This window comes from Streptomyces sp. TE5632 (assembly GCF_054061295.1).
Window position 1 is genome coordinate 533,206 of sequence record NZ_JBSSEA010000003.1, and the last position, 12,400, is coordinate 545,605.

16 protein-coding genes and 1 pseudogene are annotated in these 12,400 nt (G+C 71.6%); 8 read left to right on the top strand and 9 right to left on the bottom strand.

The window, feature by feature from the left end:
• Positions 1-21 precede the first annotated feature (21 nt).
• Both ACVW19_RS07550 and ACVW19_RS07555 read left to right on the top strand, forming a co-directional pair.
• Positions 22-501 carry an anthrone oxygenase family protein gene (locus ACVW19_RS07550; RefSeq protein ID WP_457457740.1) on the top strand — a complete coding sequence of 160 codons (480 nt, stop codon included), beginning with the start codon at positions 22-24 and terminating at the stop codon, positions 499-501.
• 167 nt (positions 502-668) lie between these two features.
• Positions 669-2,192: a glutamate synthase subunit beta gene (locus tag ACVW19_RS07555; RefSeq protein ID WP_457457742.1), complete on the top strand. Its 1,524-nt coding sequence runs from the start codon at positions 669-671 to the stop codon at positions 2,190-2,192.
• Between the two features lie 76 nt (positions 2,193-2,268).
• On the opposite strand, the gene ACVW19_RS07560 is transcribed toward ACVW19_RS07555, so the two are convergent.
• From ACVW19_RS07560 to ACVW19_RS07570, 3 genes are all read right to left on the bottom strand, one after another.
• The gene (locus ACVW19_RS07560) at positions 2,269-3,075 is read right to left on the bottom strand and encodes an SAM-dependent methyltransferase (protein WP_457457744.1); all 807 of its coding nucleotides are present in this window, start codon (positions 3,073-3,075) and stop codon (positions 2,269-2,271) included.
• Between the two features lie 122 nt (positions 3,076-3,197).
• The gene (locus ACVW19_RS07565; RefSeq protein ID WP_457464484.1) at positions 3,198-3,479 is read right to left on the bottom strand and encodes a DUF397 domain-containing protein; all 282 of its coding nucleotides are present in this window, start codon (positions 3,477-3,479) and stop codon (positions 3,198-3,200) included.
• A 30-nt stretch (positions 3,480-3,509) separates the two neighbouring features.
• Complete coding sequence (locus tag ACVW19_RS07570) at positions 3,510-4,370, bottom strand: helix-turn-helix domain-containing protein (protein ID WP_457457746.1); 861 nt, start codon at positions 4,368-4,370, stop codon at positions 3,510-3,512.
• A gap of 215 nt (positions 4,371-4,585) precedes the next feature.
• Between ACVW19_RS07570 and ACVW19_RS07575 the strand changes: the two genes are divergently transcribed.
• The gene (locus ACVW19_RS07575; RefSeq protein WP_457457748.1) at positions 4,586-5,314 is read left to right on the top strand and encodes an ATP-binding protein; all 729 of its coding nucleotides are present in this window, start codon (positions 4,586-4,588) and stop codon (positions 5,312-5,314) included.
• A gap of 14 nt (positions 5,315-5,328) precedes the next feature.
• On the top strand, positions 5,329-5,739 hold the full coding sequence (locus ACVW19_RS07580) for a hypothetical protein (RefSeq protein WP_457457750.1): 411 nt from the start codon (positions 5,329-5,331) through the stop codon (positions 5,737-5,739).
• Here ACVW19_RS07580 and ACVW19_RS07585 read toward each other — a convergent pair.
• The 5 genes and pseudogenes from ACVW19_RS07585 to ACVW19_RS07605 all read right to left on the bottom strand — a co-directional run bounded on the left by ACVW19_RS07585 (position 5,729) and on the right by ACVW19_RS07605 (position 9,580).
• Positions 5,729-5,935: a hypothetical protein gene (locus ACVW19_RS07585; RefSeq protein WP_457457752.1), complete on the bottom strand. Its 207-nt coding sequence runs from the start codon at positions 5,933-5,935 to the stop codon at positions 5,729-5,731. The two genes, ACVW19_RS07580 and ACVW19_RS07585, sit on opposite strands and share 11 nt — an antisense overlap.
• A 153-nt stretch (positions 5,936-6,088) precedes the next feature.
• A pseudogene (locus tag ACVW19_RS07590) lies at positions 6,089-6,178 on the bottom strand (DUF899 domain-containing protein); the annotation flags it as partial.
• A 138-nt stretch (positions 6,179-6,316) separates the two neighbouring features.
• Positions 6,317-8,203 (bottom strand): FUSC family protein, encoded by a 1,887-nt coding sequence (locus tag ACVW19_RS07595; protein ID WP_457457754.1) that lies wholly within the window; start codon positions 8,201-8,203, stop codon positions 6,317-6,319.
• Positions 8,204-8,537: 334 nt separating this feature from the next.
• The gene (locus tag ACVW19_RS07600; protein ID WP_457457755.1) at positions 8,538-8,744 is read right to left on the bottom strand and encodes a DUF397 domain-containing protein; all 207 of its coding nucleotides are present in this window, start codon (positions 8,742-8,744) and stop codon (positions 8,538-8,540) included.
• Positions 8,741-9,580, bottom strand: a complete 840-nt coding sequence (locus tag ACVW19_RS07605) for a helix-turn-helix domain-containing protein (RefSeq protein ID WP_457457757.1) — start codon at positions 9,578-9,580, stop codon at positions 8,741-8,743. The genes ACVW19_RS07600 and ACVW19_RS07605 overlap by 4 nt, the downstream gene beginning before the upstream one ends.
• A 314-nt stretch (positions 9,581-9,894) precedes the next feature.
• Between ACVW19_RS07605 and ACVW19_RS07610 the strand changes: the two genes are divergently transcribed.
• From ACVW19_RS07610 to ACVW19_RS07620, 3 genes are all read left to right on the top strand, one after another.
• The gene (locus ACVW19_RS07610; RefSeq protein WP_457457758.1) at positions 9,895-10,026 is read left to right on the top strand and encodes a hypothetical protein; all 132 of its coding nucleotides are present in this window, start codon (positions 9,895-9,897) and stop codon (positions 10,024-10,026) included.
• A 395-nt stretch (positions 10,027-10,421) separates the two neighbouring features.
• Entirely contained in the window at positions 10,422-10,886 is a 465-nt protein-coding gene (locus tag ACVW19_RS07615; RefSeq protein WP_457457759.1) for a DUF3592 domain-containing protein, read from the top strand.
• Positions 10,887-10,976: 90 nt separating this feature from the next.
• Entirely contained in the window at positions 10,977-11,303 is a 327-nt protein-coding gene (locus ACVW19_RS07620; RefSeq protein ID WP_457464898.1) for a hypothetical protein, read from the top strand.
• Here ACVW19_RS07620 and ACVW19_RS07625 read toward each other — a convergent pair.
• Positions 11,264-11,638: a hypothetical protein gene (locus ACVW19_RS07625; RefSeq protein ID WP_457457761.1), complete on the bottom strand. Its 375-nt coding sequence runs from the start codon at positions 11,636-11,638 to the stop codon at positions 11,264-11,266. The genes ACVW19_RS07620 and ACVW19_RS07625 overlap by 40 nt on opposite strands.
• 354 nt (positions 11,639-11,992) lie before the next feature.
• On the opposite strand from ACVW19_RS07625, the gene ACVW19_RS07630 reads away from it, so the two are divergent.
• The gene (locus ACVW19_RS07630; protein ID WP_457457763.1) at positions 11,993-12,397 is read left to right on the top strand and encodes a hypothetical protein; all 405 of its coding nucleotides are present in this window, start codon (positions 11,993-11,995) and stop codon (positions 12,395-12,397) included.
• The last annotated feature ends 3 nt before the right edge of the window (positions 12,398-12,400 follow it).

Consider the following 12,400-nt stretch of genomic DNA (forward strand, 5'->3'; position numbering starts at 1 on the left):
CGCCGGACGGGAGTCGACGACGTGATCGAGGGACCATCCTCCGTGCTGACGGTGCCGGGGGTGCTCGGGACCGGGCTGGTGGCGGGAGTCTTCTGCGCCTTCTCGACGTTCGTGATGAGAGGGCTCGCGGCGTTGCCGCCCGCGCGGGGCGTGGCCGCGATGCGGTCGGTCAATGTGGCCGCGGTGCGGGCGCCCTTCATGCTGGTGTTCCTCGGCTCGGCGCTGCTGTGCGCGGCGATCGCCGTGGTGACGTCGCTGAGGTGGCCGGACGAGGGCGCGGTCGAACTGCTGGTCGGCAGCGCGTTGTATCTGTTCGGCGGGTTCGGGGTCACCGTGGTCGCGAACGTGCCGCGCAACGACGTGCCGGCCGGGCTCGCCCCGGGCACCGCCGAGGCCTCCGCGTACTGGACCGCCTATGTGCGCGAGTGGACGCGGTGGAACCACGTGCGCACGGCCGCCTCGGCGGGTGCCGCGCTGTCCTATGTACTGGCCCTCACCTGACGGAGGCGAAAAGCGCTGTCCGCAGGCCTGCGCGCGGGCATGAGCAGTCGTATCGTGGCCAAGGAGCAGAGCGCCGGGGAGAGCGCACCCGAGGGGTGCCGCCCCACCGCCGAGGAGCGCCGCCCCACGACGCCTGGCCCGTCACCGCGTACGCAAGGAAGACGGCCATGGCCGATCCCAAGGGTTTCCTGACCACGCCGCGCCAGGACCGGCCGCGCCGGCCCGTCGAGGAGCGGGTCCGCGACTGGGACGAGGTGTACGTCCCCGGCGCGCTGCTGCCCATCGTCAGCAAGCAGGCCGACCGCTGCATGGACTGCGGTGTCCCCTTCTGTCACGAGGCGTGCCCGCTGGGCAATCTGATCCCCGAGTGGAACGACCTGGTCTCGCGCGAGGACTGGCGGGCCGCTGCGGAGCGGCTGCACGCCACGAACAACTTCCCCGAGTTCACCGGCAGGCTCTGCCCGGCGCCCTGCGAGGCGGGATGTGTGCTGGCCATCAACCAGCCCGCCGTCACCATCAAGGACGTCGAGTGCGCCATCGCCGACCGCGCCTGGGCGGAGGGCTTCGCCGCACCGGTCCCGCCGGACCGGCTCTCCGGCCGTACGGTGGCGGTGATCGGCTCGGGTCCCACCGGTCTGGCCGCGGCCCAGCAGCTGACCCGGGCCGGTCACACGGTCACCGTGTACGAGCGGGACGACCGGCTCGGCGGGCTGATGCGGTACGGCATCCCCGAGTTCAAGATGGAGAAGCGTCATCTGGAGCGGCGCATCGAGCAGATGCGGACCGAGGGGACGACGTTCCGTACGTCCACGACGGTCGGGCGCGATGTCGACGCCGCCGAGCTGCGGGCGCGTCACGACGCCGTGGTGATCGCCACCGGGGCGACCGCGTGGCGTGAACTGGCCGTCCCGGGACGGGAACTGACCGGTGTCCACCAGGCCATGGAGTATCTGCCGCTCGCCAACCGGGTCTGTGCGGGGGACCTGGAGACGTCCCCGCTGTCCGCCGCGGGCAGGGATGTCGTCATCGTCGGGGGTGGCGACACGGGCGCCGACTGTCTGGGCACGGCCGTGCGGGAGGGAGCGGCGTCCGTGACCCAGCTGGACATCTACGAGCGGCCGGGCGCCGTTCGCGACGAGGAGACCGAGCCCTGGCCGACGTACCCGAAGCTCTACCGGCTGTCCCCCGCGCACGAGGAGGCCCGCGCCCTGCGGACGGCACCTGCGGTAGCCGAACATGCCGACAATGCCGGGAATACCGGGAATTCCGACGCGCGGCTGTTCGCGGCGTCCACGCTCCGCCTCACCGGCGACGCGGACGGGCGGGTCCGGGCGGTGCACCTGGTCGAGGTGGACGCGGAGCGCCGCCCCGTACCGGGCACCGAACGTGTTCTCCCGGCCGGCCTCGTCCTCCTCGCGCTCGGCTTCTTCGGACCGGACCGGGCGGACGGGCTCGTCAGCGGGCTCGGTCTGGAGCTGGAGCCGCGCGGCACGATCGCGCGCGACGCCGGCTTCGCCACGAACGTGCCGGACGTGTTCGCGGCGGGGGACGCCGCCCGTGGGCAGTCGCTGATCGTGTGGGCGATCGCCGAGGGCCGGGCGGTGGCGGCGGCCGTCGACCGTCACCTGACCGACGGCACCACCCGTCTCCCGGCTCCCATCGGCCCGTACGACCGCCCGATGAGGGCATGACGCACCGACGGGAACCGCCCCGGGCAACCCGGCCGACCCGCGACCCGTACGAGCCGCGCCCCGCGGGCCCCGCGGCCTACGCCTTGCGCCCCACCGCCCCGTATCCCGGGATCACCCCGTCGTCCTGGCCGGGCACGGGCTCGCCCAGCTCGGGGTGCCACAGGTGGGGCACCTGGACACCGGGTTCGACCAGTTCGAGGCCGTCGAAGAAGCGGGTGAACTCCTCGCGGGAGCGCAGGGCCAGGGTGACGCCCGCGGCCCTGAGCTTCTCGGTGGCCGCCTTCGACTCCTCGGGGGTGAAGTCGGAGGTCGCGTGGGAGATCACCAGGTGGCTGCCGGAGGGCAGCTCGGCCAGCAGCCGTCCGACCAGCTCGTGGGCGCCGTCCTCGTCGGAGACGAAGTGCAGCAGCGCGATGAGGGAGAGCGCGACCGGCCGGCCGAAGTCGAGGATCTTCCGCGCACCCTCCAGGATGGATTCCGGCTCGCGTACGTCGGCCTGGATGTACTCGGTCACCCCCTCGTCGGTGCCGCGCAGCAGCGCCCCGGCGTGGGCCAGCACGATCGGGTCGTTGTCGCAGTAGACGACGCGCGCGTCGGGTGCGATCCCCTGGGCGACCTGGTGGAGGTTGGGCTCGGTGGGGATGCCGGTGCCGATGTCGAGGAACTGGCGTACGCCCTGGCCGGCCAGCCAGCGCGTGGCGCGCTGCATGAAGGCGCGGTTCACCCGGGCCATCACCGGCACTCTCGGGTCGAGAGCGAGCATCTGCCGGCCCATGGCCTCGTCGACCGGGTAGTTGTCCTTCCCGCCGAGGTACCAGTCGTACATCCGCGCGGTGTGCGGCTTGCTCGTGTCGATCTCGACGGAGGGCTGCTGCCCGGTCATGACGAACTCCGTAAGTGTCTGCAACTGTCAGTGATCAATTTCAGGGCCGAACCAGGGTGCGGGGGGAAACAATCAACGTCGGCTTGTACGCAGGGAGGCAACGGTAGAACGGTCGGCAAGCGTCAGGACAGCAGGAAATCCGCCTCTCCCGCTTTCGCTCCCTCGATGAAGGCCGTCATCTCGGCCGAGGTGTAGATGAGCGCCGGCCCGTCCGGGTCGGTGGACTGCCGTACGGCGATCCGGCCGTCGTCGAGCTTCATCGCCTCCAGGCAGTTGCCGCCGTTGCCGCCGCTCCACGGCTTGTGCCAGCCCTCGCTGCCCAGCTCCCGCGCGGGCATGCCGTTGTAGATCCGCTCGGTGCGGACCCGCGGCCGGGGCAGCGGGAGGGGGGAGCCCAGTGCCATGGACAGGGACAGGGACGTGAGGTGGTTCATTCACAACTCCTTGCGGAGATCCCTGAGGATCACCTTCGTGCGATGTGCTGTGGCGGCCTGCGCCGCCATGCGGTCCATGACCTCGAGGTGGGTCGCCACCTCGGCACGCGCGTCCAGGTAGACGGCACCGGTCAGGTACTCGCTGTAGACCATGTCCGGCAGTTCGGGCATGCCGAACCGGAACAGCACGAACGGCCCGTACGTGCCGGGGTGCGGACCGCCCGCGAACGGGGCGACCTGAAGCGTCACGTTGGACATCTTCGTGGCGTCGAGAAGTCTGTCGATCTGGGCACGCATCACCTCCGGGCCGCCGACCGGGCGGCGCAACGCCGTCTCGTCCATGACGACCCACAGCCGGGGCGCGTCGTCACGGGTGAGCAGTTCCTGTCGTTGCATGCGCAGCGCGACGTGACCCTCGATGTCCTCGGGACTGGTCTGCCCGATGGCACCCGAGCGCAGCACGGCACGCGCGTAGTCCTCGGTCTGCAGCAGTCCGGGGACGAAGTGGGGCTCGTAGCTGCGGATGAGGGTGGCCGCGCCCTCCAGGCTGACGTACATCGAGAACCAGCCGGGCAGGATCTCGTGGAAGCGCTGCCACCAGCCGGGCCGGTTGGCGTCCTCGGCCAGCTGCACGAAGGCGTCGGTCTCCTCGTCGGAGACGCCGTATGCCTTCAGCAGCATCTGGAGGTACGGGATCTTGAGCGCGACCTCGGCCGTCTCCATGCGGCGGATCGTGGCAGGGGCGACGCGAAGGACGCGGGCGGCCTCCTCACGCTTGAGGCCGGCGCTTTCCCGCAGATCCAGCAGACGCCGGCCGAGGACGACCTGGCCGACCGTCGGCGCGGACCGCGGTTCACTCACGCTCCACCTCCACGAAAAGGATTCCTGACAGCCCGGCGGCGCCAATCCGAGAGCTCCTCGAAGATCCGTCCACTCATGCGAACTTTTCTTCGACAGCCTCAACTGGCGCCGCGCGGGGTGCTGTTGCGAGCAGTGTGCCACGGCCGTCCAGACCGTCACACAGCACTCTGGATTTTTCAGAGTGATGCTTGCCAAGTGTGCACGGCGGGGCGATAGTGGCAAGCGTGATTCCGCCCGCGCCCTTAGAAACAGACACCGCTGCGAGCCCCTCCGGTCTCGGCCCCGCCCCGGGAGCCACCGACGCCGCAGGGGCTGCCGCCCGGCGCCGGTTCCGTTTCGAACTGGCCGCCCATCCGGGTTCCCCCGCGCAGGCCAGACGCCTGACGAGGGCCCGGCTGACCGGCTGGTCGGTGAGCGAGGACACCTGCGACACGGCGGTCCTGGTCGTCTCCGAGCTCGTCACCAACGCCATCGTGCACACGGCCAGCAGCCACATAGTCTGCGAGCTGCACGACGGCGACGATCTGGTGCGCATAGCCGTGCGGGACGAGGGCTGCGGCCCCGACCAGCCCCGGGCGAACACCCGGCGGCAGCCGGAGGACGAGCACGGAAGGGGCCTGCTTCTCGTCGACGCCATGTGCCACGCCTGGGGCGCCCACGAGCACGGTCCCGGGCTGCTGGTCTGGGCCGAGCTGCCCCGCAAGACGGGCCTGGCGCGCCCTCCCAACGAGCCGCACAACGACCTCGGCTGGGGCGAGCGGCCCAAGCCGGACCCCGCCGGCGGCCCGGACGGCGCCCCGGACGACGAAGAAGCCCAGCAGCGACACCACGCCGCGGCGGCCCCGAAGCCCGCGGCGTCCGCGACATCGACGGCAGCCCCGCACGCACATCAGCGCGAGTACGTCCCCACGCACCGGCACAGCCTCGACGGAGGACGGGCGTGACGGGCGCTCGCACCATGAGCCTGAACACGCTGGTCCACCTCCAGCGCGGGCGGCACGCCCCGGCCGTACCGCCCCGGCGGCTGCCCGTCCCCGACGGGATGACGGCGCCGATGGGCTGCGACGCGGTGGCGGTCCCGGCCCGCTTCGGACCACTGGTCATGCCCCGGCTGCCCCGGGTGGGATGCGTCTACGCCGACGAGACGCACTGGTGGTGGCTGGTTCCGTCCGATTCCGACTACGCCCTGGAGTGGCCCGCCCCCGCGCGCTACGACACCGGTGCCCTCGTGCCGGACGCCCCGCACCTCCCCGACCTGATCCACCGCCCCGACTGCACGCTCCCGTACACCCCGCCGATACCGCTCTACCTCGCGGTGTGCCGCCTGACGGACACCACCCCGAGCTGGTCCCGCCCGATCACGGCCTAGGCACCGGGCCCCCCGCGGCCGCGGGGGCGCCGCCGTCGCCGCCGCGGACGATCACCAGGAACATGTCGGTCGCGAGGTCCATGACGACCTCGGCGGGCAGGCCCTCCAGACGCCGTGCCCGCGCGAACTCCTCCGCCGGCCAGGACCCCCGCGGCCCACCCGCGGGAAAGCGTTCAATCACCGTTCGCCCGTTCACCTGCTGCCTCCCGTTCGGCGTCGCACTCGTAGAGTCAAACGCCGACGGCAGAGGAAACGCCTCGCCCAGTGACGCTACTGAGACCTACTCGTCACCCGTTCACCGTCAGGAGTGGGCCACCTCTCCGTCCTACTCGTCGTACTCGTCGTGATAGCGCGCGCGGGTGACGACCTTCTCCTTGACCAGGAGTCCCTCGCGCGCCGCGCGCCAGTCGGCACGCGAGACGATCTCCGGAAGCGACATGGTTCCTCCTGTGCGACGGTCCCGTTGCGAGGGGTGACCGACGACGCCTTCGGAACTCATCGGAACCCGCCCGCCCGGTTCCAGGATTTTTCGCACCGGTCGCGCGAGCGCGGGTGCGCCGAGGGGGGTACCGGCCGCTCACGGCAGCACGGACCGCACCCCGTCATCGGCTCGCCCGGCGACGGGCAGCTCCGGCAGCCGGCCCCCGACGCGCTCGCGGCGCCGGTCGAGGGCGTCCCGGAGTTCGGCGAGCTGCTCGGCGTGACGGGCGTCGAGCCGTCCCGTGTCGTCGAGGTGGACGGCGCAGGCGGTGGTGGTGTCGACGAGCCGTTCGAGGAGGGCGGCGAACTCGTCCGCGCCGTCGGCGTGCCGGGCGAGCGCGGGCAGCTCCGCGGAGGCGAGCGCGATGGCGCCGCGGGCCTCGGCGAGGGCGCGGTAGGCCTCACGGCGCAGGACCCAGCGGGCCGCGCGGTCGCCGGACCCTTCCAGCACATGGGCGAGGTACGCGTGCGCGGCCTCCCCCGCTTCCGTGAGCCGGACCCGGATGGCGCCGCCGCGCCGCACGGGCATCGGCAGGTGTCCGACGACGAGCACGATGACACAGGCCAGCAGCGTCTCGCCGATCCGTGCCACGGAGGCCTGCGGTTCACCTCCCACCATCACCAGGGCGAGCACGAGCACGGTGATGACGGTGGTCTGCGCGGCGAAGTGCCGGGCGGCGACCGGGATGAGCGCCCCGCTGACCGCCACCAGCGAGATGAGTCCTTCCGGCCGGGGCAGCACGGCGGCGGACCCGGCGAACAGGAGCGCCCCGAGCACCGTTCCGGCAGCCCGGTTCAGCACCCGCGAGGCGAGCGGTCCGAGGTCGGGCTTGACGAGGAAGACGGCGGTGACGGGCAGCCAGTACCAGTACTCGTGTTGCCCGTACCAGCGGGCGTGGTACAGGGCCTGGGCGACGGCGACGCTCACGCCGAAGCAGAGGGCGACCCGCAGGCCGTACTCCTGTCCCCGGGTGCCGAGGAGGGTACGGGTGAGAGCGGCGCGGGACCGGCGGCGCGTGTGCAGGTCGCCGCCGTCGGCCCGGTCGAAGGCCACGGCGGCGCGCAGGAGGGCGTCGTCGAGGGCGCGCAGCGCGGGGACGGACCGGGAGGGTGCGGGCAGCGGCCCGCTGGGGACGCCGCCGCGTACGGCGACGGCGAGCCGCCGGGGCCCTTCGGACGCGCGAGCCGGTACGACCTCCCCCGCCCAGGCCAGCGCGGTCGCGGCCTCCGCCAGCGGCAGCGCGGCGGCGTACTGCGCGTGCAGTCGCCGTTCGGCCGCGGAACCGGCGTACCGCCGCAGCCGGGGTCCGGCGAGCGCGTCCTGCGCGTGGTCGAGGGCGGCGGTGAGTGCGGCGCGCCGCGCGGTGGCGGTGGGTGAGCCGGCGGCGTCGAGCAGCGCGGCGACGGCCTCGTACACGCCGGCCACGGCATGCCGCTCGCCGTCGAACCGGAAGTCTCCTGCGAGGGACCCCGGAGCGGGCAGCGCCAGCCGCAGCAGGAGCAGCCACGCGGCTCCGGCGAGGAAGGCGAGCGCCCGCTGCCCTCCGGGTTCGGGCAGGGGCATTCCGGCGCCGACGGCGGCCCCGACGAGCAACTGGATCCCGGCGGCGGAGCCGATGGGACTCAGCGCGCTGACCGCGCCGGCGACCAGCCCGCACCCGGTCAGTGTCAGCGTCAGCAGCACGGCTGGGAGGTGGTCCCCCGCGTGCGTCCCGACGAGGAGTCCGGCCGCCCCGGCGAGCGCGGGCGCTCCGATCCCGCTGACGGAGGCGCGTCGGCTGCCCGGCCGGTCGTTGATCCCGGCGAACATGGCGCCGATGACGGCTACGACGCCGAGGGTGGGCCGCCCGGCGAGGACGGCGGCGACCAGCAGGGGTCCGCCGCCCAGCACTCCCCGCGTGACCGCGCTCCACGGGACCGGTCCGCGCTGGGCCCGCAGGGCGTGGGCGAGCCAGAGAGGTACGGCGGGCGTGGTGCGGGACACGGTGCTCCAGTCGTCTCGTCGGGGGCGGGGTCGGGCTCGCGGGCGACGGTGACCGGGCAGGGGCGCGGTGTCCACCGTAAACGGGACTGTCGGAGGGAAGGGGGCAGTCTCGTTTCCAGGATGTGACGGTGCGAGCGAAAGGGGTGTTCTCGGAGGAACACGGTCCGCGGTGCGCTTGTTCCGTGGGATTCCCGCAGGACCGGGGTCGGTCCTCCCTCCCGTGGGCCACGGGTGCCGAGATCGCGGCCGGCCGCCGGCCGCCGCAGTCCTCGTGGGTACGCCGGTGCCCCATGACCCAGGTCAGCGGTCACGGGGCACTGGGGTGCTCTTCGCTCTACGCGGTGTGCCGAGCGGCGAACCCGACGAACTCCGCCCACGTCTCCGGTGCGAGGCTGACCATGGGGCCAGCCCTGTGCTTCGAGTCGCGCACATACAGGGCGCCGCTCCCGGCAGCCACCTCGACGCACTGGCCGCCATCTCCAGCGCTGTAACTGCTCTTGAACCACGCCAAGTCATCGAACCTGGCCTTGTCCCCGCTCATCTCTCTCCCAGCAACTTCTCGATCAACGCAAGCGAGTCTGTCGGAGTGAGGGCCTGCGCGCGAAGGATCCCGTACGTGCGCTCAAGACCTCGCACTTTCTGACGCTCTGTGTGGACACGGCTGTCACCTTGCACTTCCGTGTAGGCGATCCTCCGCTCATCCCTGGTCTCCATCAAGGTGAACGGGCCGGCCAGTCCCGCGTGTTCCTGACGAGCGAGCGGCATCACCTGAATCACCACGTTGCGCTTCTCCGCTATCAGCATCAGGTGCTCCAACTGGCCCCGCCAGGCTGCCTTGCCGCCAATCGGGCGGAGCAGGACAGTCTCCTCGATCACGAAGCTGAGGTGTGGCGCGGGGCGCCGAGTGAAGATCTCCTGTCGTGCCAGTCGCGCGGCGACACGCTGCTCGATGATCGCCTCATCCGGAAGCGGCTGCCACATGGCGAAGACCGCCCGCGCGTACTCCTCCGTCTGCAGCAGCCCGTTGACCAGATGAGTGTCGTACAGGTGAATTTCAACCGCCTCGCCCTCCAACCGCGCCGCATCCCGAAAGAACGCCGGATACTGCGCCCGAGCCACCTCCCCCTTCCCCGCCTTCAACAACCCACCCGCGTGCAGCAGTTCATCCGCGTTGTCGATGAACTTGGGCGGCGGGATCCGCCTCCCCTGCTCAAAGCCGGCGGTGGTCGACGCGGAGTACCCCGCCCTGCTCCCCAGCGTCGCCCGATCCAGCCCCGCCCGCTCCCTGCACAGCTTCAACTGCCGCCCGAAGACGTGCAGGATGCCCGCGCTCGCCTCCTGCTCCCGGCCGTCCACCTGCTGCCGCTGTTCCTCCACGCCCGGCACCTCCCGTACGTACTCACCGCCGAACACCCCGCGTGGTCATCGCGTACGCAACCAACCCGCCCCGCGGAGGCCCCGTCACGGCTCACCCCGTGTACAAGCCCCGCGTCGGCGACGTACAGCCACCGCCGGTCAGCGCGTCACACCCACCCGACGCTACGTACAGTTCGCAACGGTTACCCCATGGAGTCGGCAGCTCCCCCGCAAAGACATACGTCCCGGCCGACCCACACGTTCGCGATGCAGTTCACCTCGACCCCGCGCGGCGCGCGCCTCGCCCGCCGGCTGGTCTCGCACCGCCTGGACGCATGGGCCGCCCGTACGCCTCACCGGCGAACGAGACGCTCACCCTGACCGTCTCCGCCGACCCGATCGGGCTCGGCTTTCCGCTCGAGTGCGTCGACGGCGAAGTCAGCAGCACCTACAACGAACTGACCTGAAGCGGACCAGGCCCCGAGCCACGGTGAAGGTCGAGGCCCCCTCACCGGTCCGCTGGTCACTGACCAGCGGACCGAACGGGAACCACCACACCCCGCCTCGGGGCACCACCGCCAGTCGCCCGGTCGGCAGTCACCGTCGGCTGCTGCCGGCCGTTTTCCCGTCGGTCACCGTGGGAGGTACGTGAGGGTCCGTCGCTGACACGGAGGTGACACGGGCATCGGGTTTCACTGTCATGAGGCAAAAGATCCCCAGGTGGTCTGCCGGCATGAAGCCGAGAGATCGCATCTCTCCGTCATGGTTCGGGCATCTTCCGTGTGACACTTCTGCGGGCGCCGTGACCAGGCGCCCACCGTGCCGGTCGTCCCCGACGCGGACGGAACCAGTGGGGGAACTGATGGAAGCTCTTTTCTACGTCATACCTGTCATCGTGATCGTCGGCGTGTCCGTCATGGCCGCCAGGACCATCAGCCGCAGCAGGCAGGTCAGCGGCGCCTGGAACCACGGCCTCACGGCCGAGGGGAGATGTCTGCGGACCTACACCAGGGCCAGAGGCGGCGCGGGGGACACCGGCGTGCGCACCACCCTGCACCACGTCTACGAGTTCACGACCCGGGAGGGGCGTGTCATCCGCTTCGACGAGCCGAACGGCCCGTCGACGGTCGTCGTGGGCGACCACGTCACCGTGTACTACCTCGCCGACAGCCCGGAGCGTGCCACGGCGCACGCCCCGGCCCGCGGGAAGCTCGCCGCGGGGACGGGTTGCGTGCTCGCCTTCCTCGGTGTGGTCATCGCCGCGTGCGTGGGCTTCATGGTGTTCGCCCACACCGTGTTCATGGAGGCGGACGACCTCCTGCCGTAGGACTTCCCGCACGACTGTGCGGCCGCGCCCGGAATGGGTCATGGAGCCGCGGACGGCGTCCGGCGCGGGCGCGGACCGAAGCTCTCGGCTTTGCTCGAGCAGGAGGGGCTCCATCGCGTCGACGTGTCCAGCTCCGCCCTGCGCTTCCTGTCCGCCAAGCTCCGCAACGGCCACCCGTACGCCCAGCCCGCGGCCGGGTTCGGCATCAGAACCACGACACACGGCATCGGCTCGCTGACGCGCCTCATGTACGGTCCGGGTCCGCGCCTCGGCGGTGTGGATGTTGATCACGTACTGGTTCCCGCGGGCCTGGTACACCTGCCCGTTGCCCGAGGCGCGGCCCCGCGTCCCGGCGCCCTCGCCATCCTCCGGTTCTCTCATCGCCCGATGATGTGCTGGTCCCGGCCCGCCTGGTAGGCGCGGGCGTTGCCCTCCGCCCGCGCCTCCATGCGCACGTCGCCGCGGATCTCCTGGCCGCCGGCCGCCCGCCGTTGCGACCCGTCCACCAGGTCCCGCAGTTCGTCGGCGGCCTCGGGGTGCTCACCGAGCGGCGCGGCGAACCGCCCGACCCACTGCCCCTCCAGCCGCCCGGCCGGATCGGGACCGTCCCCCTCACCGGCGTCGAGCACGGCGGCCCGGGACGCTTCCAGCTCCCGCTCGACCTCCTCGGCGACCCCCGGACGGAAGCGGCGCCAGACGGTCACCACCCCGTCCCGCGTCTGCTGCCAGCCCTCGGCGACGAGCAGTCCCACCAGGGATGTACCGGCCGTACCGGCCAGTGTGAGCAGACAGGGACCCGTCGAAGCCCCCGAACCTTCCGATCCACCGGGAGGCGTGCGTTCCCCCCGGCCGCGACGATGCCCCCTCCGTAACCCAACCCCCCGCTCTGAACAACGTCGTTGGCCCCCGCGATCGCGCCCTCGAGCGCTCCGCCCCGCACCACCGGTTCACCACCCCCTCGCCGGACGGAAAGAAGAGAGGAAAGGCAACTCGCGTTACCCAAGGGATAAAAGGGATTTGTTCAAGCATGTCCGTGAAGCGGTGGAATGGCTCTACAGTTGAATTCCGGCCGACCGATGAGGGGGGACGTGTTGGATCCGATCACCATGGCTCTGGGAACGGCGCTGGTGTCCGCGATGGCGACCGACACCTGGAAGCAGGCCAAGGACGCGCTGGTGGCCATGTGGCGCCGCGGGCGGCCGGAAACGGCCGAAGCGGTCGGCAGGGAACTGGAAGTGCTGCGGCCGCAGGTCGTGTCGGCCCGGGAGGACGAGGACACGGCGACCGAGGAAGCCCTGGCGGGGATGTGGCGGCTACGGCTTCAGGAGTTCCTGTCGGAACACCCCGCACTCTCGGCGGAGATGCGGACGGTACTCGAGGAGCGGATCGTTCCCACGCTGGAGCCGGACGAGCAGGACCAGGTCCGGTCGATCGTCGTCAAGACGGAGACGCACGACCAGTCACGGGCCTACATAGCCGCCCGGGACATGCACATCACCGACGGGGATTGACAC

Excerpts from the sequence above, each read along its gene's own strand:
- ACVW19_RS07565 (WP_457464484.1), bottom strand. The coding sequence starts at position 3,479 with ATGGCACTGGGCTCCCCCCTCCCGCTGCCCCGGCCGCGGGTCCGCACC.
- ACVW19_RS07580 (WP_457457750.1), top strand. The coding sequence starts at position 5,329 with ATGAGCCTGAACACGCTGGTCCACCTCCAGCGCGGGCGGCACGCCCCG.
- ACVW19_RS07630 (WP_457457763.1), top strand. The coding sequence starts at position 11,993 with ATGGCTCTGGGAACGGCGCTGGTGTCCGCGATGGCGACCGACACCTGG.
- ACVW19_RS07555 (WP_457457742.1), top strand. The coding sequence starts at position 669 with ATGGCCGATCCCAAGGGTTTCCTGACCACGCCGCGCCAGGACCGGCCG.
- ACVW19_RS07615 (WP_457457759.1), top strand. The coding sequence starts at position 10,422 with ATGGAAGCTCTTTTCTACGTCATACCTGTCATCGTGATCGTCGGCGTG.
- ACVW19_RS07610 (WP_457457758.1), top strand. The coding sequence starts at position 9,895 with ATGGGCCGCCCGTACGCCTCACCGGCGAACGAGACGCTCACCCTGACC.
- ACVW19_RS07600 (WP_457457755.1), bottom strand. The coding sequence starts at position 8,744 with ATGAGCGGGGACAAGGCCAGGTTCGATGACTTGGCGTGGTTCAAGAGC.
- ACVW19_RS07560 (WP_457457744.1), bottom strand. The coding sequence starts at position 3,075 with ATGACCGGGCAGCAGCCCTCCGTCGAGATCGACACGAGCAAGCCGCAC.